We start from the raw sequence: 20,572 nt of genomic DNA on the forward strand, positions 1-20,572 counted from the left end.
TAAGGCTCTCTGAAAGCGTTTCAATCAAAGTTTTGTCTGTCACAGTTAAATACCTAAATCAGCGACTACTAGAATAAGGACGCTATTGTAAATCAATTAGTTAAGAAAGGGAGTGAGGAAAGTTAATCTATTGATGAACTTCGCTCAATTTGAGCTGAGCAAAGCTAATAAATAGCACTAATTTAGCTATGCCTTTAGTATTGGGTCCTATATGAGGGGCGGGTATTAAATCTGTTTGTGCTAAAGAATGCTCAATAACCCCTTAATATTTTCCCAGATGGTGGTAGAATAGCCGCCCTTTGTGCAGTGCGAATATATCTCGAAGGGCAAAAATGTCAGTCCTTTAGACGTTTTTCGTATTATGTGCAGCGCAAAATACTGGTTAAAATGCCGTTTTTTGTGGACAAGCTTTCCTGTCATACCGTTAAAAAGGGTAGAAACAGGTACAGCGTTGATGTGTTACTCATATTTCTTCGGCCAAAAGCTGAGATGGGTAGCGAAAGGGGGCAACCGGGTTTAACCCTGGTTAAGATGAGCAAACGCAGGATTTAGTCTATGCTGCAGACATTCTTAAAGTGCAAGCTACACCGTGTAACAGTAACTCACGCTGAGCTTCACTATGAAGGTTCATGTGCAATTGATGGTGTACTGCTTGATAAGTCAGGCATTCGTGAATACGAATTAATTCACATCTACAACATCAATAATGGTGAGCGTTTTACCACTTATGCAATCCGTGCAGAAGAGAACAGCGGTATTATCTCTGTAAATGGTGCGGCGGCGCATAAAGCAAGTAAAGGTGATCTACTGATCATCGCTTCTTACGTTCAATTGGACGACAAAGAAGTTGACGAACACCAGCCAACACTTTGCTACTTTGAAAATGCGAAGTCAGATGGCGGCGTAGGCGCAACTGATGAAGAGCTTCATCAGCGCAACGTGCTAACAGGTATGAAACGCGCAATTCCTGTTCAGCCGAAAGATATCTGATCAAGATTTTTAAAAAGCCACTCACCATTGAGTGGCTTTTTTGTTTAGAGAACCCGCCGAGTGCGGGTTTTCTTTTGTCTGTGAGTTTGTAGTGAATCCCGCTGGCGTATGAATTTTTAGGCCTAATATCGCCTTGCATGGTAGGGCTATTGCGGGTAAATTGGCGCCCAGAATATTGCTTAGGCAAACATAATAAGCACACCAAAATACAATATTAGGAGTTACACGTGGAACTCGCATGTCTTGACCTTGAAGGGGTATTGATCCCAGAAATCTGGATCGCTTTTGCTGAAGAAACTGGTATTGAAGAATTAAAAGCGACGACTCGTGATATTCCTTGTTACGACGAGCTAATGCAGCAGCGTCTTCGCATTCTTGATGAGCACGGTCTAAAACTGCCGCAGATTCAAGAAACTATCAGCAAACTTGAGCCTCTAGAAGGTGCAGTTGAGTTTGTTAACTGGTTGCGTGAGCGTTTTCAGGTTGTGATTCTATCTGATACGTTCTACGAATTCTCTCAGCCGCTAATGCGTCAGCTAGGCTTCCCAACACTTCTTTGCCACAAGCTAGAAGTAGACGAAGATGGCCGTATCACTGACTACACTTTGCGTCAGAAAGATCCTAAGCGTCAGTCTGTTCGTGCATTCCAGTTGTTGAACTACCGTGTAATCTCTGCGGGCGATTCTTACAACGATACAACTATGCTTAAGCAAGCAGAAGCGGGTATCTTGTTCCACGCGCCTGATAATGTAATTGCTGAGTTCCCTCAGTTCCCAGCAGTACACACATACGAAGATCTGAAAAAAGAATTTATCAAGGCAAGTAACCGCGATCTAAGCCTGTAAGTTCTTTTCTACTTAATCTACTGCTCAAAAAAGTCTATATTGGGCAGTAGATTAGGCATTCTCCCCAAGCCTTTCTTATTAGTTTTTGTTAATATATTTCCCGTCGTCGTTTAAGCGCCGGATTTATTCTCCCTCTTATTTAAGGTGTTTACCCTATGCCTCTGGCAAAGATTATCAGTGCTAATTCTCTACTATCCGACCAATTGGTTGGTATTTTGGCTGAGGACTATCAACTGGAAATATCTTCTAGCTTGAGAGAGGTATGTGTAGATAGTGATCTAGTGTTACTTGATCATGACCTTGTTGGTCAGTATGACGAATCCGAATTAGTTACGGCTATCCAGCAGTATGAGCGCCTGCATGTTCCGGTCATTTTAGTTTGGAACAATGCAGAGGAAGATTATCGTGAGTTCGCGATCGAAGTAGGATGTTCTGATTATCTAAGACCGCCGTTTTTTCCATCAGTTGTAAATGCCAAATGTAAAACTTATATCAGCTTGGCTAAACTCAAGCAGAACTTTACATCACGTGCAGCAACAGGTGTGCCTACGAGTGCAGTACCTGCTGGTGATCAGGTTGATGTAACAGAGCTATTAGCCGTTCAAGATGCGGCAATCTTATGTTTGGCGACTATTGCTCGAATCCGTGACCATTCTACCGGGAACCATATTCTTAGAACTCAGCACTATGTAAAAGCATTAGCTGAGCACCTTTATAAGAATCCTGCTTATCATGACGAGCTGGATGCTGAGACGATTGAGCTGTACTACAAGACTTCAGCTCTGCACGATATTGGTAAAGTGGGAATTCCAGATCATATCCTTCAGAAACCGGGTGAGTTAACTGCCGAAGAGTACCGCGTGATGAAAACGCATACTGTTTTAGGCTATCAAGCGGTGACGTCTGCGCAACAATTGCTGGATAGTTCATCCAGCGGCAAAGCAGTGAAGTTCTTGGAGCTGGCTCAGCAAGTGACTTTAAGTCACCACGAGCGTTGGGATGGAGAAGGCTATCCTCAAGGTTTGAAAGGTGAAAACATCCCATTAATTGCGCGTTTAATGGCGGTGGCTGATGTTTATGATGCGATGATCTCTCGCCGACCGTATAAAAGTGCTGTTGATCATGAGCGCGTGACTAATGTTATTGTCTCTGGGCGCGGTACCCATTTTGATCCAGCAGTTGTGGATGCGTTTTTGGATCTACAGGATATGTTTGAAAGGATCTCTTTCAAGCTGGAGGATGTGTTCCCATCCAGTGCTGATTTGATGCTTCATTCCATGAGCGATCTTATTGCCGAAAATGATCTCGCTACGGCTGAGGAACTAGCGGGTAGTTAAATGCTTCGCGGGTAGTCCTGAGCTGTGAAGGTAGCCATTTTTGGTAGGACTCATAGATGGTTGCTTTTAGCTCTTCATCTTTCTCGATCATCTGATTGAGTGTGTTTATCAGCGCTTTATTCCAGTCACCTTTTGCACATCCTACATGACCCATACTGGTGACAGGTTGTCCTTCAAGCGGAACAAAATACAGATCTGCTTTGATATTGTGTTGTAGCTTGCTGAACTGCGCTTCTTCAGGTCTACCGATCATTGCGTCTAATCGATGGTTCTCCACCATCTGAATAAGCCTTTCCTGATCTTTTTGGCCTGTTTTAACTTTGAAGATGCTATTGGGCTTAGTTTTATTCTTTTGAATGACTTCGTCGATGTATGCAGAGTAGGCTCTTGCATCATGAATACTAATAGAAAGGGGCTTTTTGGTTAAAGTTTTAAGATTAACAGGGTTAATTTTATCTGCACTGACGCCAAATTTATGCAGGCTTCCTTTTGTGGTGACTAAGCCATTTGCATATAAACGCATTAATGGCTGACTAAAATCCATAAATTTTTGTCTTTCTTTCGAATTAACTAAAGATACATGGCAGATCATCTGTCCCTCTTTAGCTAACTGCATTGCGCGCTTTAGGCTCATATCGGTACTGATATGACGATAATGTTTTAACTTTCGCTTAAATAATTTGATTGCTTCATCGCCGATACCTTGATTGCTGTATTTGCCTTTTAGGATGAATACGGGAGCAAAATCGGTTCTGGCCCATACAATGATAGGCTTTTCATTAGCTGAGATTTTTGATGGGTGTTTATCGGCTACAGCAGCATTAGGGCTAGCCAGAAAGAGCATCAATAATGTGATGGAAAATAGCCTGTTTTGCTGCATAGTAATTCCTTTTGGAACACGACAGTTCAAGTATAGGCAATCTATTGGGATCTGTTGGCTAAATTTAGCTAAGTCTGACTCAGTGCGAATCGATTGTTCATTCGATTTAAACGTAGAGCCATTTTTAGGATCAATTGATCCTTGAGTTTCTCTCTAGTTTCTATCGGAAGCTCATCCAGCAATTCTTGGTCGATTACGAGCGCGGTGCTCTCTGTATTGGCAATGACACTGGCGGTACGTGGCTCATTTGTTAGGAATGATATTTCGCCGATAATTTCGCCAGGGGATAGCTGGGTGATCAGTTGTTGTGATGTGCCTTTAAGTACATTGACACCGCCGCTTAGTAGGATAAAGAAGCGTTTATCTAAGGAGTCTTCGTCGGTTAAGTAGTCGCCGCTATTGTATGCGACAAAGTACCAGTTGAACTGAGCAAGGAGTTGTTTGTCCTTGCGGTTCATATCGTCGAATAAAGCCACTTTATCCAGAATGGCTAGAGCACTTTCTTTACTGAGCGTCTTGTTTTTAGCCATAGATATACTCCTTCTAGTTAGGAATAGTCGCTTCCAAGCATTGCAGCAAGTTATTCACTTTGTCGAAGGTTTCTTGATACTCCATGGACGAAACAGAGTCTGCGACAATGCCACCGCCAGCCCAGCAGAAAATCTGATTGTTTTCGCATAGCAAAGTACGGATGGTGATGCTGGTATCCATGCGACCGCATAGGCTGATATAGCCGATAGAGCCACAGTAGATAGAACGACGATGCGGTTCTAGTTCCTCGATAATCTCCATTGCTCTTATCTTTGGTGCGCCGGTAATGGAGCCGCCAGGAAAGCAATGTTTTAGCAGTGCAATCGGCGAGTAATCGGAGCTTAAGTAGCCAGTGACTGTGCTGACTTTGTGATGCACATTGGCGTAGCTCTCAATGTTGAAGAGCTTAGGTACTTTTACAGAGTTATGCTGACAGACCTTACTAAGATCGTTGCGCATCAGATCGACGATCATAAGATTCTCGGCGCGATCTTTTAGCGAATCGCTAAGCTCTTGCTTCAGGCGTTGATCTTCTGCCGTATCAGATGAGCGTGGTCGCGTACCCTTAATCGGCTTAGTCGTTACTACCCCGTCTTTAGTTTCTAAGAACTGCTCAGGGGATAGAGACAGAATTTGCTGCTCACCCAAATCGATATAAGCAGAATAGGGTGTTGGCGCATGGGTTCTTAGCTTTTTATAGGCTTCCCAGCTGTCGCCTTGATAGCTGCTATTAAAGCGTTGAGCAAAGTTAACCTGATAACAGTCGCCAGCATGGATGTAGTTATCTATCTGCTCAAGCTTCTGTTGATATTCCGCTTCAGTGATATTGGCGCTAAAGGCTTTATCAAGCTGGAAATCAGTGTTTGGCGAGGTTGTTGCTCGAGTTAGTTGCAGTTCGATCTGGTCGAGTTGCTCTTTAGATACGCGATGATCGGCAACGAGGTAAGCTTGCTCTTTATGGTGATCAACCACTAAACCCCATAGGTACATGCCTACTTGCATGTCGGGTAGGGATGCAAAATCTTCTGCCTTCGCCGGCATGTTTTCAACGGATCGACCCAGATCATAAGCAAAGTGACCGATGATACCGCCTTGGAAAGGCAGATCTGCTTGTTCTGCTTGCGGGTTTTGATAGCGGTTGTACAGATCTTGTAGTGCATCAAATGCAGGTTGATCTGCATTCATGCTCAAGGTTTCAACCGGTGCAGCCGCGATGATGTCGAACCGTCCCCATGGACAGTTAGGGCGACCACTATCAAGAAATACAGCATTACCTAGAGGGCGAAGGCGCTCAAAGTAAATTTCACTGTTAGCTAAATACGGAACAGAACGTTGGGTGATCAATGAACTGGCTTAATTCTTAGTTATTGAATGAAGTGTGTGAATTGTATGTAACCCCATTGGAACTGTCTATGTGAAAGGCTTTGTCGCAACGAAATAAGTGAAAACAACTGAAAACCTTTAAAAATCGTTGTTTGTTTTTGGTTCATACCAAAGATTGTCGACAAAATGCTGGTTTGGATACTCTGTTCAGCTAGAATGAGATTAAATCTATTAAAGCATTAAGAGTATTGTTGCTACATGAAGCATCCTTTCAGTGTTGATAAGCAAAGCCTTACTTTGCCTGATCAGCATATTGTTTATCAAATCTATCGAAATCCTGATATTAAGCCTTCCAGAAGGCTGGTCTTACTGCATGGCGCAGGTGTTGCTGGGGTTGATACTTGGGAGCATATCACTGCATTTTTAACTCAATGGTCTGAGGTGTTGGTGCCTGACCAGAGAGGCATGGGCGATACCTATTTCCCCGATAAGAAAGAGCACCCCTTTGCAGCGCAGGAGCTGGTTGCAGACTTAAATGCCTTAGTTGATCACCTAGGCTGGTGGCAGTTTGATTTAGCAGGTTATTCCCTAGGTGGCTTAATCTCGCTGCTGTTTAAACAGCAGCACTCTGATCGTGTTGGTAAGCAGTATCTATTGGAATCAGCGGTGCTAGATCGTCCTTGCTGGGAAACCACCATCGAGCTACGTAATCAATTCTCGGAAGCGGCGTTGAATCTCAGAGGTTCTGTGCAGGTAGAGAAGGGCATTGTTAACTTTTTAGATGCGATTTCGCCTAATCGTAAGGTTTCACCGCAAGTGGAAAAGTTAACTGTCAGCAGATTAGGGGCACGACCGGAAGGTTTTGCCAATGCTTTGGACTGCGTAACACAGGCAGTTAAGCAGATAGATAGAGAAGAATTAGTGGCGGCGCAAGGTGATGTTACCAGCTTTATAGGCGGTAACAGTGTCGATCTTATGCACCAGTACCAGCGAGAGCTGGCGGAGCGTCTGCCCAATTGGCACTACTTTTTGATGGCTGGAACTGATCATTCGTTACCGTTTCAAAAGCCGCGCCAGATCGCGCGAGTGATGAATGATGAGTTACAGCGTTATATAACTAACAAATAATTACGAAGTGATAAGGTAAAACCCTTAAACTTTTGTATTGTGTTGACAATCTTTTCGCTATTTCGAGTTGACGGCTCAATTTAGCAGGAGTATCTTGGTCTCAGTTCAAGATTGTCGACAATCTTCAATCAAGGGTTGTTATGACTGATAAAACAGACAATAAAGCGTTTCAACAAGAAACGCGCACATTGGCCGATCGCGTTTGCGAACAAATTGTAACTGCGATTGTGGTGGGGGATATTCCTCCCGGTCAGAAGATCAGCGAGCCTGAGCTTGCCAAAACATACGGCATTAGCCGTGGGCCATTGCGAGAAGCGATGCGTCGTTTGGAAGCGCTGAGGTTGGTTGAACGTAAGCCTCATGTTGGTGCGCGGGTTGTTAATCTGTCGGCAAAAGAACTTATTGAAATATATCGTGTCCGCGAAGCACTTGAAGGTATGGCCTGCCGCTTAGCGGCAGAGAATATGCCTCAAGACGAAATCGATAGCCTGCGTGCTCTATTAGATGAGCATGAACAGAGTGTCGAACAGCTAGAGGGCCGATCGTATTTCCAAAAAGAGGGTGATCTAGATTTTCACTACCGCATTGTTCACGGCAGCAAAAATGAGAAGCTGCTCGAATTTTTAGGCGGGGATCTATATCACTTAGTACGAATGTACAGATACCAGTTCAGTGTCTCTAGTTCACGACCAAAACGTGCACTTAAAGAGCACCGCCAGATTGTAGACGCGATTGAATCTCGTGATCCGGAATTGGCTGAAATGCTCATGCGCCGACATATAGGTGCAGCACGCCGAAACGTGGAAGAGAAACTGAACGCAGCGACCGAAACCAGAGGGGAAGAACATGTCCAATAACCTGTCTGCCGGTGCACGTTTTCGTAAAGCACTAGCTGAAACAAACCCACTTCAGATTGTAGGTACGACTAACGCATATCACGCCATGATGGCTGAGCGTGTAGGTCATAAAGCAATTTACTTATCTGGTGGTGGTGTCGCTAACCACTCATACGGTTTGCCAGACCTAGGCATGACATCAATGAATGATGTTCTAGCAGATGTAAGCCGTATTACCAGCGCAGTAGAAACTCCGCTGATGGTTGATATTGATACGGGATGGGGTGGTGCTTTTAACATTGCACGCACAGTTAAAGAGATGATCAAAGCAGGTGCAGCTGCAGTTCACATTGAAGATCAGGTAGCACAAAAGCGTTGTGGTCACCGTCCAAACAAAGAGATTGTTACGCTTGAAGAGATGGTTGATCGCGTTAAAGCAGCGGTTGATGCCAAAACTGATGATGACTTCTTTGTTGTAGCGCGTACAGATGCTTTCCAGATGGAAGGTTTGAATGCTGCAGTTGAGCGCGCACAAGCATGTTTAGAAGCCGGTGCAGATGGCATCTTCGCAGAAGCAGTGCACACGCTAGATGATTACAAAGCGTTTTCTGATGGCATCAATGGAGCGCATCTATTGGCTAACATCACTGAGTTTGGTGCTACGCCACTATTCAACAAAGATGAATTGGCTGAACACGGTGCAAGCATGGTGCTATACCCACTGTCTGCATTCCGCGCAGCTAACAAGGCAGCCCTTAATGTATACGAGCACCTTCTAAAAGATGGTGATCAAAAAGCGGTTGTCGACACCATGCAAACACGTATGGAGCTTTACGATTTCTTGAACTATCACGACTTCGAGCAGAAGTTGGATGCATTGTTCGCAGAAGGTAAGAATAAGTAAGCGCTATTTTTATTTTACGCTTTACTTAATTGATTTTAGCAAGCGGGTCGCAGAACCCGCATAGATAGGAAACAGGAGCATAATCATGGTCGACAAAAAACTGGGTGGTGCTGGTCTACGTGGTCAGTCTGCAGGTGAAACGGCATTATGTACTGTAGGTAAAACAGGTTCCGGTCTGACTTACCGTGGTTACGATATCAAAGAACTATCTGATAAAGCGCAGTTTGAAGAAGTTGCTTATCTTCTACTTTACGGAAAACTGCCAAATCAGGCTGAGCTAGATGCATACAAAGCTAAGTTAAAAGGTATGCGTGCTCTGCCAGAAGCACTAAAAACAGTTCTAGAACAGATTCCTGCTGAAGCGCACCCAATGGACGTGATGCGTACAGGTTGCTCAATGTTGGGTAACCTAGAAGAAGAGAAAGATTTCTCTGAGCAGCACGATCATATCGATCGTATGCTTGCAGTCTTCCCTGGCATGATCAACTACTGGTACAACTTCAGCCACAACGGTGTACGTGTAAACGTTGAAACTGATGCTGATTCCATCGCTGAGCAGTTCCTATGGACGCTTCACAACGAGAAACCTGAGCCGCTACACGTTGAAGTAATGCACGCGTCTTTGATCCTTTACGCTGAGCACGAATTCAACGCGTCTACATTCACTGCGCGTGTATGTGCATCTACGCTATCTGATATTCATAGCTGTGTGACTGCTGCAATTGGTTCCCTACGTGGTCCTCTGCACGGTGGTGCTAACGAAGCGGCAATGGATATGGTTGAGCAGTGGAAATCTGCGGATGAAGCTGAAGAAGCGATCATGGGTATGTTGGCGCGTAAAGACAAGATCATGGGCTTCGGTCACGCGATCTACCGCGAGTCTGACCCACGTAACGCGATCATCAAAGAGTGGTCTAAGAAGCTATCTGAGCAGGTTGGTGATACTCACCTGTACGCAGTTTCTGAGCGTGTTGAAGCAGTTATGTGGCGCGAGAAGAAGTTGTTCTGTAACGCAGACTTCTTCCATGCATCTGCATACAACTTCATGGGTATTCCTACGAAGCTATTTACACCTATCTTCGTATGTTCTCGTGCGGCAGGTTGGACTGCTCACGTAATGGAGCAGCGCGCTAACAACCGTATCATCCGTCCTTCTGCTGACTACACTGGTCCAGAAACGGCTGATTGGGTTGCTATCGAAGATCGTCCATAAGAGACGACAGTAGACAGCGGTTTGAACTATCACCCAGATCGCTGTCCTGATTTGATTAATAAAAAGCTGAGAGATTAGCTTTGCTAACCCCTCTTGGCTTGAATGAACCTGACAGGTTGTGCCATGAATACTGAATACCGCAAGCCTCTTCCGGGTACCTCTATAGATTTCTTTGATACCCGCCAAGCAATTGAAGATATCCAACCAGGTGCTTATGCAAAACTGCCATACACGTCTCGTGTTTTGGCTGAGCAACTGGTACGTCGTTGTGAGCCATCTGCGCTGACCGACTCTCTAAAACAATTGATCGAAACTAAACGTACACTGGATTTCCCATGGTACCCAGCGCGTGTTGTATGTCATGACATCCTTGGTCAGACTGCACTGGTTGACCTAGCAGGTCTACGTGACGCGATTGCTGATCAAGGTGGTGATCCATCTAAGGTAAACCCAGTTGTGCCGACTCAGCTTATCGTTGACCATTCTCTGGCTGTTGAAGCGCCAGGTTTCGATCCAGATGCGTTTGAGAAAAACCGTGCGATTGAAGATCGTCGTAACGATGACCGTTTTCACTTTATCGACTGGTGTAAAACTGCGTTTGATAACGTAGATGTAATCCCAGCGGGTAACGGCATCATGCACCAGATCAACTTGGAGAAGATGTCTCCAGTTATCCAAAACCGTGATGGTGTAGCTTACCCAGATACTTGTGTAGGTACGGACTCCCACACACCACACGTTGATGCACTAGGTGTAATCGCGATTGGTGTAGGTGGTCTAGAAGCAGAAACCGTTATGCTTGGTCTGCCTTCTATGATGCGTCTACCGGACATTGTCGGTGTGAAGATTGTTGGTGAGCGCCAGCCTGGCATCACTGCAACAGATATTGCACTAGCGATGACTGAGTTCCTACGTAACGAGAAAGTTGTTTCTGCTTACCTAGAATTCTTCGGTCCAGGTGCTGCTACTTTGTCTATCGGTGACCGTGCGACGTTGTCTAACATGACACCTGAATACGGTGCGTCTGCAGGTATGTTCTACATCGATGAGCAGACTATCGATTACTTGAAGCTAACAGGCCGTGAACCAGAGCAGGTAGCTCTAGTTGAGCAATATGCGAAACACACAGGTCTATGGGCTGACGATCTAGTTGAAGCTCAGTACGAACGTGTACTTGAGTTTGATCTGTCTAGCGTTGTTCGTAACATGGCTGGTCCTTCTAACCCACATCGTCGTCTACCAACGACTGCGCTAAATGAGCGTGGTATTGCTGGCGAAGATATGTTGGCTGCAGCAAAAGCTGAAGAAGCGGAAGGCCTAATGCCAGATGGCGCGGTAATCATTGCTGCTATCACATCTTGTACAAACACATCTAACCCGCGCAACGTTGTTGCTGCAGGTCTAGTTGCTAAAAAGGCAAACGAGCTAGGTCTAGTGCGTAAGCCTTGGGTTAAAACCTCTTTTGCACCAGGTTCTAAAGTTGCGAAACTTTACTTGGAAGAAGCAGGTCTATTACCAGAACTTGAGAAACTAGGTTTCGGTATCGTGGCATACGCATGTACTACATGTAACGGTATGTCCGGTGCGCTAGACCCTGTTATCGAGAAAGAAGTCGTTGAACGCGATCTATACGCAACAGCTGTTCTATCGGGTAACCGTAACTTCGATGGGCGTATCCACCCACACGCCAAGCAAGCATTCCTAGCGTCGCCACCGCTAGTAGTTGCTTACGCAATCGCAGGTACAGTTCGTTTCGATATCGAGAATGATGTATTGGCTGTTGTTGATGGCAAAGAGATCACACTAAAAGATCTATGGCCATCTGATGAAGAGATCGATGAAATCGTAGCTAAGGCAGTTAAGCCAGAGCAGTTCAACCAGATCTACATCCCAATGTTCGATCTGGGTGACGTTGAGCGCGCAGAAAGCCCGCTTTACGACTGGCGTAAAATGTCTACTTATATCCGCCGCCCTCCATACTGGGAAGGTGCATTGGCAGGTGAACGTACTATGAAAGGTATGCGTCCGCTGGCGGTTCTAGGTGACAACATTACAACTGACCACCTGTCCCCATCTAATGCGATTCAAGCGAGTTCTGCTGCAGGTGAATACTGCGCGAAGATGGGTCTTCCAGAAGAAGACTTTAACTCTTACGCAACTCACCGTGGTGACCACTTAACAGCACAGCGTGCAACGTTTGCTAACCCGAAACTGTTGAACGAAATGTGCCGTGACGAAAACGGTGAGATCAAGCAGGGTTCACTTGCGCGTATTGAGCCAGAAGGTACTGAAAGCCGCATGTGGGAAGCTATTGAAACCTACATGGAGCGTAAGCAGAACCTGATCATCGTTGCAGGTGCTGACTACGGTCAGGGCTCATCCCGAGACTGGGCTGCGAAAGGCGTTCGCCTTGCAGGTGTGGAAACAATCGTTGCTGAAGGCTTCGAGCGTATCCACCGTACTAACCTAGTTGGTATGGGTGTACTACCTGTTCAGTTCAAAGAGGGTGATACCCGTAACACATACGGTATTGATGGTACTGAGACTTTCGACATCGTGGGTGATATCTCACCACGTTGTGATCTGACTCTGATCATCAACCGTGCTAACGGCGAGAAGGTAGAAGTACCAGTGACTTGTCGTTTGGATACTGCTGCGGAAGTACATGTGTACAACGCCGGTGGTGTTCTACAGCGTTTCGCTAAAGATTTCCTAGAAGGAAATTAATAGCTAGCAGTTCCGATAGGCGTTGTTTGCAAATCCTAGCTCTACAGGCTCACGTAGGGCTGGGGTTTCAAAGTCGAGCAAGCAGCGCCCATCATTTTGCTGAGTTTCGAAGCAAAGTTTTTACTAACAATGACTGGCCAGAGTAGAGACTGCACGTGGCCTTGAATACAAGGTTATGTCAGTCATTGTTACTAAGCGTTTTATTCGAATTGATAGAGCAGCGTTAGATAGCTGTGTGAATCAAGTAGGAAAAGTTTATGTCACACGTACCACAGATAAAAATCCCAGCGACTTACTATCGCGGTGGAACCAGTAAAGGTGTTTTCTTTCGTCGTCAGGATCTGCCAGAAGTAGCGCAACAGCCAGGCGAAGCTCGTGACAACATACTAATGCGTGTGATTGGTAGCCCAGACCCTTACGGCCAGCAAATTGATGGCATGGGCGGTGCAACATCCAGTACCAGTAAAACCGTGATTTTGGATAAAAGTTCAGTTGCAGATCACGATGTGGATTACCTGTTCGGTCAGGTAGCGATCAATAAGCCTTTCGTAGATTGGTCGGGTAACTGCGGTAATTTGACGGCAGCCGTAGGTGCTTTCGGGATCAGTGGCGGGCTAGTAGACCCAGAGCGTATTCCTGAAAACGGCATCTGCACAGTTCGTATCTGGCAAAAGAATATTAAGAAAACCATCATTGCTCATGTGCCAATTACCAATGGTGAAGTGCAGGAAACCGGTGACTTTGAGTTGGACGGTGTAACTTTCCCAGCGGCTGAGGTTGTGATTGAGTTTATGGACCCGGCTGATGGTGAAGGTTCCATGTTCCCAACGGGTAACTTGGTTGATGATATGGAAGTGCCGGGTATTGGTACCTTTAAAGCAACATTCATCAATGCAGGTATCCCGACTATCTTCGTGAATGCTGAAGATATTGGCTACAAAGGCACTGAGCTACAGAAAGATATTAATGGTAATGCCGATGAGTTGGCGCGTTTCGAAACCATGCGTGCACACGGTGCTGTGCAGATGGGTTTGATCAGCGATATCTCTGAAGCAGTTGCACGTCAGCATACGCCGAAGATTGCGTTTGTTGCGCCTGCGACTGACTACGAAGCATCAAGCGGTAAGCAGATCTCTGCAAACGATATTGATGTCTGTGTACGTGCATTATCTATGGGCAAGTTACACCATGCGATGATGGGCACAGCCTCTGTTGCTATTGCCACTGCTGCAGCTGTACCAGGTACCTTAGTTAACCTTGCTGCCGGTGGTGGTGAGCGTGAAGCGGTAACTTTTGGTCATCCATCTGGCACATTGCGTGTTGGTGCTGCCGCTGAAGAGGTTAACGGCGATTGGACTGCTAAGAAAGCGGTAATGAGCCGAAGTGCCCGTGTAATTATGGAAGGCAATCTACGCATTCCAGGAGACAGTTTCTAGTTCTAGAGTAACCCTGAAGGGCTCACTGGGGTTCTATTTTCCTATCAGAGTAGATACTCCAGCTCTTCCTTAACGACCACGCTTTTTAGCGTGGTTTTTTTTATCTGGAAAAAGCTAAATGATCATTTTATGGGTTAGGCGCTTTTTTGTTAGATAAGAAAAAAGAACATACACCAGAAGAAAAGATAATGATGAGCCCAATACCGCTGATCATATCAGGCCATTCATCAAACAAAACAACGCCAAGTGCCGTTGCGATAATGAGTTGAGAATAAACGAACGGTGCAACAATACTGGCTTCTAGGTGTTTGCTGCTTTGCAGGATTATTAGATTTCCAATAGCAGACGCGAGTGAGCTAACTAAGATCAGTGTGACCAGATGGGTATCCAATTCTGCGGGAATGGTTGGTGTAGCTATAGGCGCCAGAGCCAAACTGCCTGCTAAGAGAGTGGATAGCAGAATGAGTCTTGGTCTAAATTGCCCGGCCAGCCATCGATTACACACCAGCATACAGCCAAAACACGTACCTGCTAGTAGTGCTAAGGGTGCGCCTGTTCCCATATCAAATCCTGGTTTTACTACCATCAGTACCGCGGCAAAGCCTATAAGCAAAGCGATTGAGCGCGCCGGTGTAATTGTCTCTTTAAGAATTAATCCGGCTAGAAAATAAGAAACGATTGGTCCTATAAAGAAGATACCAAAGACATTGGCGATAGGCTCGGTTTTCAGCGCTGTGAGCATACTGAAGATAGCGCAGGTGAATAAACCTGCACGGATTAATAAGCGCCAGTTAAATAGCAGGCCTATCTCTTTTAAGGTTAATCCAGAGAAGGGTAGAACAAACGCAAAACCAACGGCGAGCCTACTCCAAGCAATAAAAAGTGGATCAACACCTTGAATGCCAAGCAGTTTACCGGCGGAGTCTCCAACAGGTATGAGCGACAAACCTACTAGCAGGAAAGCTATGAGAAGTGCTTTGGATTTTAATGTCATCCTTAACTCGGTATTAGGTATGTAGGTGTAAGGACAGTACCCTAAGCCTGTTTTGACGGCCAGTCATTTAGCTGTCAGAACGGGACTTTACTCTGTAAGTTCTTTCTCTATCAGTCTTTTGCTGCTTTTAGCCGTTTTCTACCGAACTTGGCCTGTCTTTAAACCTAATCCCACCAGAAGTACCAGCAGTCGTGGTTAAGTAGAACTTCTGCTAGTTTTGAAACTGTTTCAACGCCTTGATCTACAATATCCGGACAATATAGATATTGCTCCCAAGCCAGTTCCATTGCTTCTTCGGTGGTTTGTGGTGGCTTAGTGATATAGGCTTCAATCACGTCGTTGCTGACGCCGACAATCTTAGCGCCATACTTTAGCTGCCAGTGTTTCCATATTGCACAGTGAACTTCTGGTTCAGGGCAAGCGTTCCAGCCACCAAATTTAAAATGAGCAGGGATCTTCCAACTGCTATTAGTTTTAATTTTGACGCCTAGAAGATTATCAACGGCCTCGCCTGTGACAAAGTCTGTCGCAAGATTAAAGCCCTGTTTATCGCTTGATTCAGCTTTAAATTCGCCGGTTATTTCTGCGAGGTTTAACTCCTCATCTGATTCTAACAGTTGGCGTTGTTTGCTGAGCCATGTAGCTGCTTTGATATTTGCAGCAGCGCGGATAATATCTTTTGGAGATTGCGAGCTTTCTAGAAGGTGCTCTTCAATATAAGATTTATCTTCTTCAGTACCGCATACCACCAGTTTGTTATCTTTGCTGCTTGCCTTAATAGCTTTTGTGAAGGCATCAGCTGGATCAAGATTGACGAATTTCATTTTCGGCCCTAAAGAATAGTTTCGCGTAATGGTATCAGAAATAGGAGGGGGATTTATAAGTCTGTTTGAGTTGCTAAGGGAGTGGCTTAGTTAATCAGTAATTTTTAAGTACGGGTCGAGCAGTTACGTGCATTTGGAAGAAAGTGACTGATATTCTTTGATACGGTGTTATGAGTGTTCTTCCGATCGGTGGCTTAAAGCTTAACGTAAGTCAGTAGCAAATTGCCTGATTTGATCTATGTGGAATATGCACAATACTGTTTAGATATTTGAGAAATTCGAGGCGTGCTAGATGGAGTTGAATCGATACATAGCAAAGTTGTTATGTTTTTGTACGCTATGTTCTTCAGCTGTGTTTGCGGATGATATTCCAGAAGTAGTCTTTGCTACGACGCTTCATTATCCTCCCTATGAGTATCGTGAAAATGGCGAGCCGAAAGGGCTTGCTGTAGATATCGCCAAAGAGGCTCTAACCCGAGTCGGCGTAAAGCAAATTGATTTTCAGTTTTTCCCTTGGAAGCGTGCGGTCTATGTGACTGAGCATGGAGAGCGTGATTTGCTGTTTAATGCGGGAAAAAATGAACCTCGCCAGAAGTGGGGTTACTACGTTGATAGTGTCTTGATTCAGCAAAGCTATGTGCTGTTTAAGCGCAAATCTGATCAATTTCAGGTTCAGCCTGATTTTTCAAATGTTAAAGATAAATATATCTCTGTTAGGGCGGGCTATCTATACGGAAGCGGTCTGTTCAGACAGGCGTTAGACAGTGAGAAGTTTCATAAAGTTGAGTTGGCTGATTCAACTGAACAAAGTGTTAAACAGTTGCTGAATGATCGAGTAGATATGTTTGTTGGTGATCTGCTGCCAGTGATGCACTACATCCAAAAGCAAGAACTGGAAGATCAGATCGATATTGTTCTCTACAACGGTGAGCGAATGGAGGTGCTTTCTTGGTCAACTTATCTGTTGTTTTCTAAGTTGAGAGTGACGCCAAGTTTTGTAGAGAAAGTTCGGTTAGCGATGGAGCAGATGAAGGCAGATGGAACCTTTGCTGCGATCGAAAGCAAATACCAATATTAGGCAAGGCTAGTCATTTGGCAGAGCATTAAACTCTTCGCGCTTTTCGTTCATCCAAGCCTGCATAGCTTCAGGGTCTAACATCATCAGCTGTACTTTTTGCATAGCTGCTAGGTGATCGGCATCTTGTTGCTGAAACATCTCCATACCATGTTGTTTTGCTAGTTCGGACATCTCTTCAAATGTATTGGCTTTAAACTCAAGATCGCAACCGCCGCCAAGTTGCCTGCAGGTCATGGTTTTCACGCTATTTCTCCTATAGAAAAAATTCTGTTTAGTTGTTCGCTTCAGGGTAGTCGAAAGGGCTTAATTGGACAAACTTCGTTTAAAGAGTATGTGTGTAAGAAGGAGGGAGTTCATGGCAGAAACAAAAAAGCCCGCTGATTTCTCAGCGGGCTTTTTCAACGAGTTAAGTAATTAGATTACTTAGCTTCGTTTTTAGCTTTTACTTCAGCGATTACTTCGTCAGCAACATTCTGTGGGCATGCTGCATAGCGTTCGAATTCCATAGAGAACTGACCGCGACCAGAAGTAATAGTACGTAGGTGACCGATGTAACCAAACATTTCAGATAGTGGAACGTCTGCTTTGATGCGTACGCCAGTAGCGCCAGCTTCTTGGTCTTTGATCATGCCACGACGACGGTTAAGGTCACCGATTACATCACCAACGTTGTCATCTGGAGTGAATACGTCAACTTTCATGATTGGCTCAAGAAGTTGTGCACCCGCTTTAGGGATAGACTGACGGAAAGCGCCTTTAGCTGCGATTTCGAATGCTACAGCAGAGGAGTCAACCGCGTGGAAGCCACCGTCGTATAGTTCGATTTCAACGTCTAGTACAGGGAAGCCTGCTAGTACACCTTGTTCCATCATGCCAGCGAAGCCTTTTTCGATCGCTGGGAAGAATTCTTTAGGTACGTTACCGCCTACTACTGTAGAAGTGAACGTAAAGCCAGAGTTTGGCTCACCTGGCTTGATGCGGTAATCGATCTTACCGTACTGACCAGAACCACCAGACTGCTTCTTGTGCGTGTAGCTGTCTTCAACAGACTGAGTGATCGTTTCACGGTATGCAACCTGTGGCTTACCTACTTCTAGCTCAACGCCGTAAGTACGCTTAAGGATGTCTACCTTAATGTCTAGGTGAAGTTCACCCATGCCTTTAAGGATTGTTTCACCAGAATCTTCGTCAGTTTCAACTACGAAAGATGGATCTTCTGCAACCATCTTACCGATAGCGATACCCATTTTCTCAGTAGAACCTTTGTCTTTAGGGCTAACAGCAATAGAGATTACTGGCTCTGGGAAGATCATTGGCTCAAGAGTACAAGGGTTCTTCTGATCACATAGTGTGTGACCAGTCTGAACGTTCTTCATGCCAACAATTGCGATGATGTCGCCTGCTTGAGCAGAATCTAGCTCAGTACGGTCATCAGCGTGCATCTCAACCATACGGCCGATACGCTCAGTTTTGCCTGTGTAAGAGTTAAGGATTGTGTCACCCTTGTTAAGAACACCAGAGTAAACACGTACGAAAGTTAGCGCGCCGAAACGGTCATCCATGATCTTGAATGCAAGTGCACGGAATGGCTCATCTACAGCTACTGTAGCTACTTCGCCTGTTGGCTCACCAGTTTCTTGGTCAGTTAGTGGCTGAGCGTCAACTTCTACTGGGTTCGGTAGGTAATCAACAACAGCATCTAGAACAAGCTGGATACCTTTGTTCTTGTATGCAGAACCACAGAATGTTGGGAAGAAGTCTAGCTTACGAGTACCTTCACGGATGCAGCGCTTGATGTCGTCCATAGATGGCTCAGTACCTTCTTCTAGGTACTCCATCATTAGGTCTTCGTCTTGCTCTAGAGCAGTTTCGATTAGTTGCTCACGGTACATAGCTGCGTCGTCTGCTAGGTCAGCAGGTACGTCAGTTACTTCGAAGTTTTCTGGAAGACCAGAATCGTCCCAGATGTAAGCTTTCTGAGTTAGAACGTCTACAACACCTGTGAAGTTGTCTTCACGGCCGATTGGTAGAGTCATTACTAGAGGGTTAGCGCCTAGTACGTTCTTAACCTGATCTACAACGCGGTAGAAGTCAGCACCAAGACGGTCTAGTTTGTTTACGAAGATCAAACGAGCTACTTCAGACTCGTTCGCGTAACGCCAGTTAGTTTCAGACTGAGGTTCTACACCACCGGAACCACAGAATACACCTACACCACCGTCAAGTACTTTTAGGGAACGGTATACTTCAACTGTGAAGTCTACGTGGCCCGGAGTATCGATGATGTTCATGCGGTGATCTTTCCAGAAACAAGTCGTCGCTGCAGACTGGATTGTGATACCACGCTCAGCTTCCTGCTCCATGAAGTCAGTAGTAGCTTCGCCATCGTGAACGTCACCCATCTTATGGATCTTACCAGTAAGCTTAAGGATACGTTCTGTTGTTGTGGTTTTACCCGCATCTACGTGCGCGAAAATACCGATGTTTCTGTACTTGGTTAAGTCTGTCATCTCTATACTCGACTAAGTGAGGCCCTAAAATTGCGCGACAGTATACAAGGTTTTTTATGACTTTTCGAAGAAAAATTACAAGGAAATACTTCTTTCTGCTGATATTTATTTAAGAAGGGGGATTAACGCTAGGCTTTTAAAAAATCTGGTAGTTTTTTTAACTGAAAATTAGATTTTAAGTTACTGATATATGAGGGTTATTGATATTTTTCGGAATAAAAAATTAAATTGCACTCCTTTATCGCTTTTATAACTCCCGATAGTGTTTGCTACCAAAAAATGGTCGTGCCCCCAAAAAAGAAACAGATTTAGATTGAATAGGGATTTGAATGATTGCGACGACTGATTATGATCCACTGTAGATAAATATTTTAGGTAGTTATGAGTATGTTAAGTGTTGATGTGCTGTTCGGATTTATTGTTGCGTCTACGTTAATCTCCTATGCGCCAGGGCCAGATAATATTTTTGTTTTGATACAGTCGATTCTTCATGGTCGTAAGGCTGGTATTGTTGTCACTCTAGGTTTATGTACTGGTCTGCTATTTCACACCGTTGCTGTCACTTTAGGTGTGGCTGCAGTTTTTCAGGCCAGTGCTGTGGCGTTTACCCTGCTTAAAATCGTCGGTGTGGTTTATCTGCTTTATTTGGCGTTTATGTCCTTTCGTGCGGCTGCTGCCAAGGTGTCCATGTCAGAGCAGCCACAGCTTAGTGCGATGCAGCTCTATCGCCGTGGAATTCTGATGAGCTCTACTAATCCAAAATTGTCGATCTTCTTTATGGCCTTCCTGCCTCAGTTTGCCGACCCAGCGGTTGGCTCACTAAGTCAGCAGTTATTTACCTTAAGTATGGTTTTTATCGTTGTAGCTTTCTTTGTCATGAGCTCAGTGGCGCTACTTTCGGGGAGTTTGCGCGGTTGGATTCAAGATTCCGAATTGGGTCAATCGATTATTAATAAAGTCGCTGGCACCGTCTTTGTTGGTTTGGCGCTGAAGCTGGTAACGACTGAAAGATAATG

18 protein-coding genes are annotated in these 20,572 nt (G+C 45.1%); 11 read left to right on the forward strand and 7 right to left on the reverse strand.

What is annotated here, in order from left to right; all coding sequences use genetic code 11:
• Positions 1-555: 555 nt before the first annotated feature.
• The 3 genes from panD (at position 556) to ACMXYX_RS06865 (ending at position 3,172) form a co-directional block, all read left to right on the forward strand.
• Positions 556-990 (forward strand): aspartate 1-decarboxylase, encoded by a 435-nt coding sequence (gene panD / locus ACMXYX_RS06855; protein ID WP_415881534.1) that lies wholly within the window; start codon positions 556-558, stop codon positions 988-990.
• A gap of 227 nt (positions 991-1,217) precedes the next feature.
• Entirely contained in the window at positions 1,218-1,835 is a 618-nt protein-coding gene (gene thrH / locus ACMXYX_RS06860; protein ID WP_415887833.1) for a bifunctional phosphoserine phosphatase/homoserine phosphotransferase ThrH, read from the forward strand.
• A gap of 155 nt (positions 1,836-1,990) precedes the next feature.
• On the forward strand, positions 1,991-3,172 hold the full coding sequence (locus ACMXYX_RS06865; protein ID WP_415906663.1) for an HD domain-containing phosphohydrolase: 1,182 nt from the start codon (positions 1,991-1,993) through the stop codon (positions 3,170-3,172).
• On the opposite strand, the gene ACMXYX_RS06870 is transcribed toward ACMXYX_RS06865, so the two are convergent.
• From ACMXYX_RS06870 to pabB, 3 genes are all read right to left on the reverse strand, one after another.
• Positions 3,144-4,052 carry a TIGR02285 family protein gene (locus tag ACMXYX_RS06870; protein WP_415898025.1) on the reverse strand — a complete coding sequence of 303 codons (909 nt, stop codon included), beginning with the start codon at positions 4,050-4,052 and terminating at the stop codon, positions 3,144-3,146. The two genes, ACMXYX_RS06865 and ACMXYX_RS06870, sit on opposite strands and share 29 nt — an antisense overlap.
• 68 nt (positions 4,053-4,120) lie before the next feature.
• Positions 4,121-4,582 carry a cyclic nucleotide-binding domain-containing protein gene (locus ACMXYX_RS06875; RefSeq protein ID WP_415906664.1) on the reverse strand — a complete coding sequence of 154 codons (462 nt, stop codon included), beginning with the start codon at positions 4,580-4,582 and terminating at the stop codon, positions 4,121-4,123.
• A gap of 13 nt (positions 4,583-4,595) precedes the next feature.
• Complete coding sequence (gene pabB / locus ACMXYX_RS06880; protein ID WP_415906665.1) at positions 4,596-5,927, reverse strand: aminodeoxychorismate synthase component I; 1,332 nt, start codon at positions 5,925-5,927, stop codon at positions 4,596-4,598.
• A 237-nt stretch (positions 5,928-6,164) separates the two neighbouring features.
• On the opposite strand from pabB, the gene ACMXYX_RS06885 reads away from it, so the two are divergent.
• The 6 genes from ACMXYX_RS06885 (at position 6,165) to prpF (ending at position 14,150) form a co-directional block, all read left to right on the forward strand.
• Positions 6,165-7,034, forward strand: a complete 870-nt coding sequence (locus ACMXYX_RS06885) for an alpha/beta fold hydrolase (protein WP_415906666.1) — start codon at positions 6,165-6,167, stop codon at positions 7,032-7,034.
• 140 nt (positions 7,035-7,174) lie between these two features.
• Positions 7,175-7,891 carry a GntR family transcriptional regulator gene (locus tag ACMXYX_RS06890; RefSeq protein WP_415881527.1) on the forward strand — a complete coding sequence of 239 codons (717 nt, stop codon included), beginning with the start codon at positions 7,175-7,177 and terminating at the stop codon, positions 7,889-7,891.
• Entirely contained in the window at positions 7,881-8,774 is an 894-nt protein-coding gene (gene prpB, locus ACMXYX_RS06895) for a methylisocitrate lyase (RefSeq protein WP_415887839.1), read from the forward strand. The genes ACMXYX_RS06890 and prpB overlap by 11 nt, the downstream gene beginning before the upstream one ends.
• An 85-nt stretch (positions 8,775-8,859) precedes the next feature.
• Positions 8,860-9,987, forward strand: a complete 1,128-nt coding sequence (gene prpC, locus ACMXYX_RS06900; protein ID WP_415896018.1) for a 2-methylcitrate synthase — start codon at positions 8,860-8,862, stop codon at positions 9,985-9,987.
• 123 nt (positions 9,988-10,110) lie between these two features.
• Positions 10,111-12,714 carry a Fe/S-dependent 2-methylisocitrate dehydratase AcnD gene (gene acnD, locus ACMXYX_RS06905; RefSeq protein WP_415906667.1) on the forward strand — a complete coding sequence of 868 codons (2,604 nt, stop codon included), beginning with the start codon at positions 10,111-10,113 and terminating at the stop codon, positions 12,712-12,714.
• Between the two features lie 257 nt (positions 12,715-12,971).
• Complete coding sequence (gene prpF / locus ACMXYX_RS06910) at positions 12,972-14,150, forward strand: 2-methylaconitate cis-trans isomerase PrpF (protein ID WP_415906668.1); 1,179 nt, start codon at positions 12,972-12,974, stop codon at positions 14,148-14,150.
• 127 nt (positions 14,151-14,277) lie between these two features.
• On the opposite strand, the gene ACMXYX_RS06915 is transcribed toward prpF, so the two are convergent.
• Together ACMXYX_RS06915 and ACMXYX_RS06920 are read right to left on the reverse strand one after the other, a co-directional pair.
• The gene (locus ACMXYX_RS06915) at positions 14,278-15,144 is read right to left on the reverse strand and encodes a DMT family transporter (protein ID WP_415906669.1); all 867 of its coding nucleotides are present in this window, start codon (positions 15,142-15,144) and stop codon (positions 14,278-14,280) included.
• Between the two features lie 164 nt (positions 15,145-15,308).
• On the reverse strand, positions 15,309-15,968 hold the full coding sequence (locus tag ACMXYX_RS06920) for a DUF4253 domain-containing protein (protein ID WP_415906670.1): 660 nt from the start codon (positions 15,966-15,968) through the stop codon (positions 15,309-15,311).
• 292 nt (positions 15,969-16,260) lie between these two features.
• Here ACMXYX_RS06920 and ACMXYX_RS06925 point away from each other — a divergent pair, with 292 nt between their 5' ends.
• Positions 16,261-17,046, forward strand: coding sequence for a substrate-binding periplasmic protein (locus ACMXYX_RS06925; RefSeq protein ID WP_415906671.1), 786 nt, complete (start codon positions 16,261-16,263; stop codon positions 17,044-17,046).
• Between the two features lie 6 nt (positions 17,047-17,052).
• On the opposite strand, the gene ACMXYX_RS06930 is transcribed toward ACMXYX_RS06925, so the two are convergent.
• The gene (locus ACMXYX_RS06930; RefSeq protein ID WP_415906825.1) at positions 17,053-17,280 is read right to left on the reverse strand and encodes a DUF1059 domain-containing protein; all 228 of its coding nucleotides are present in this window, start codon (positions 17,278-17,280) and stop codon (positions 17,053-17,055) included.
• 185 nt (positions 17,281-17,465) lie between these two features.
• Complete coding sequence (gene fusA, locus ACMXYX_RS06935) at positions 17,466-19,556, reverse strand: elongation factor G (RefSeq protein ID WP_415906672.1); 2,091 nt, start codon at positions 19,554-19,556, stop codon at positions 17,466-17,468.
• Between the two features lie 381 nt (positions 19,557-19,937).
• On the opposite strand from fusA, the gene ACMXYX_RS06940 reads away from it, so the two are divergent.
• On the forward strand, positions 19,938-20,570 hold the full coding sequence (locus tag ACMXYX_RS06940; protein ID WP_415906673.1) for a LysE family translocator: 633 nt from the start codon (positions 19,938-19,940) through the stop codon (positions 20,568-20,570).
• Positions 20,571-20,572 lie beyond the last annotated feature (2 nt).

It is taken from the genome of Neptuniibacter sp. QD72_48, from assembly GCF_047778065.1.
Classification (GTDB): domain Bacteria; phylum Pseudomonadota; class Gammaproteobacteria; order Pseudomonadales; family Balneatricaceae; genus Neptuniibacter.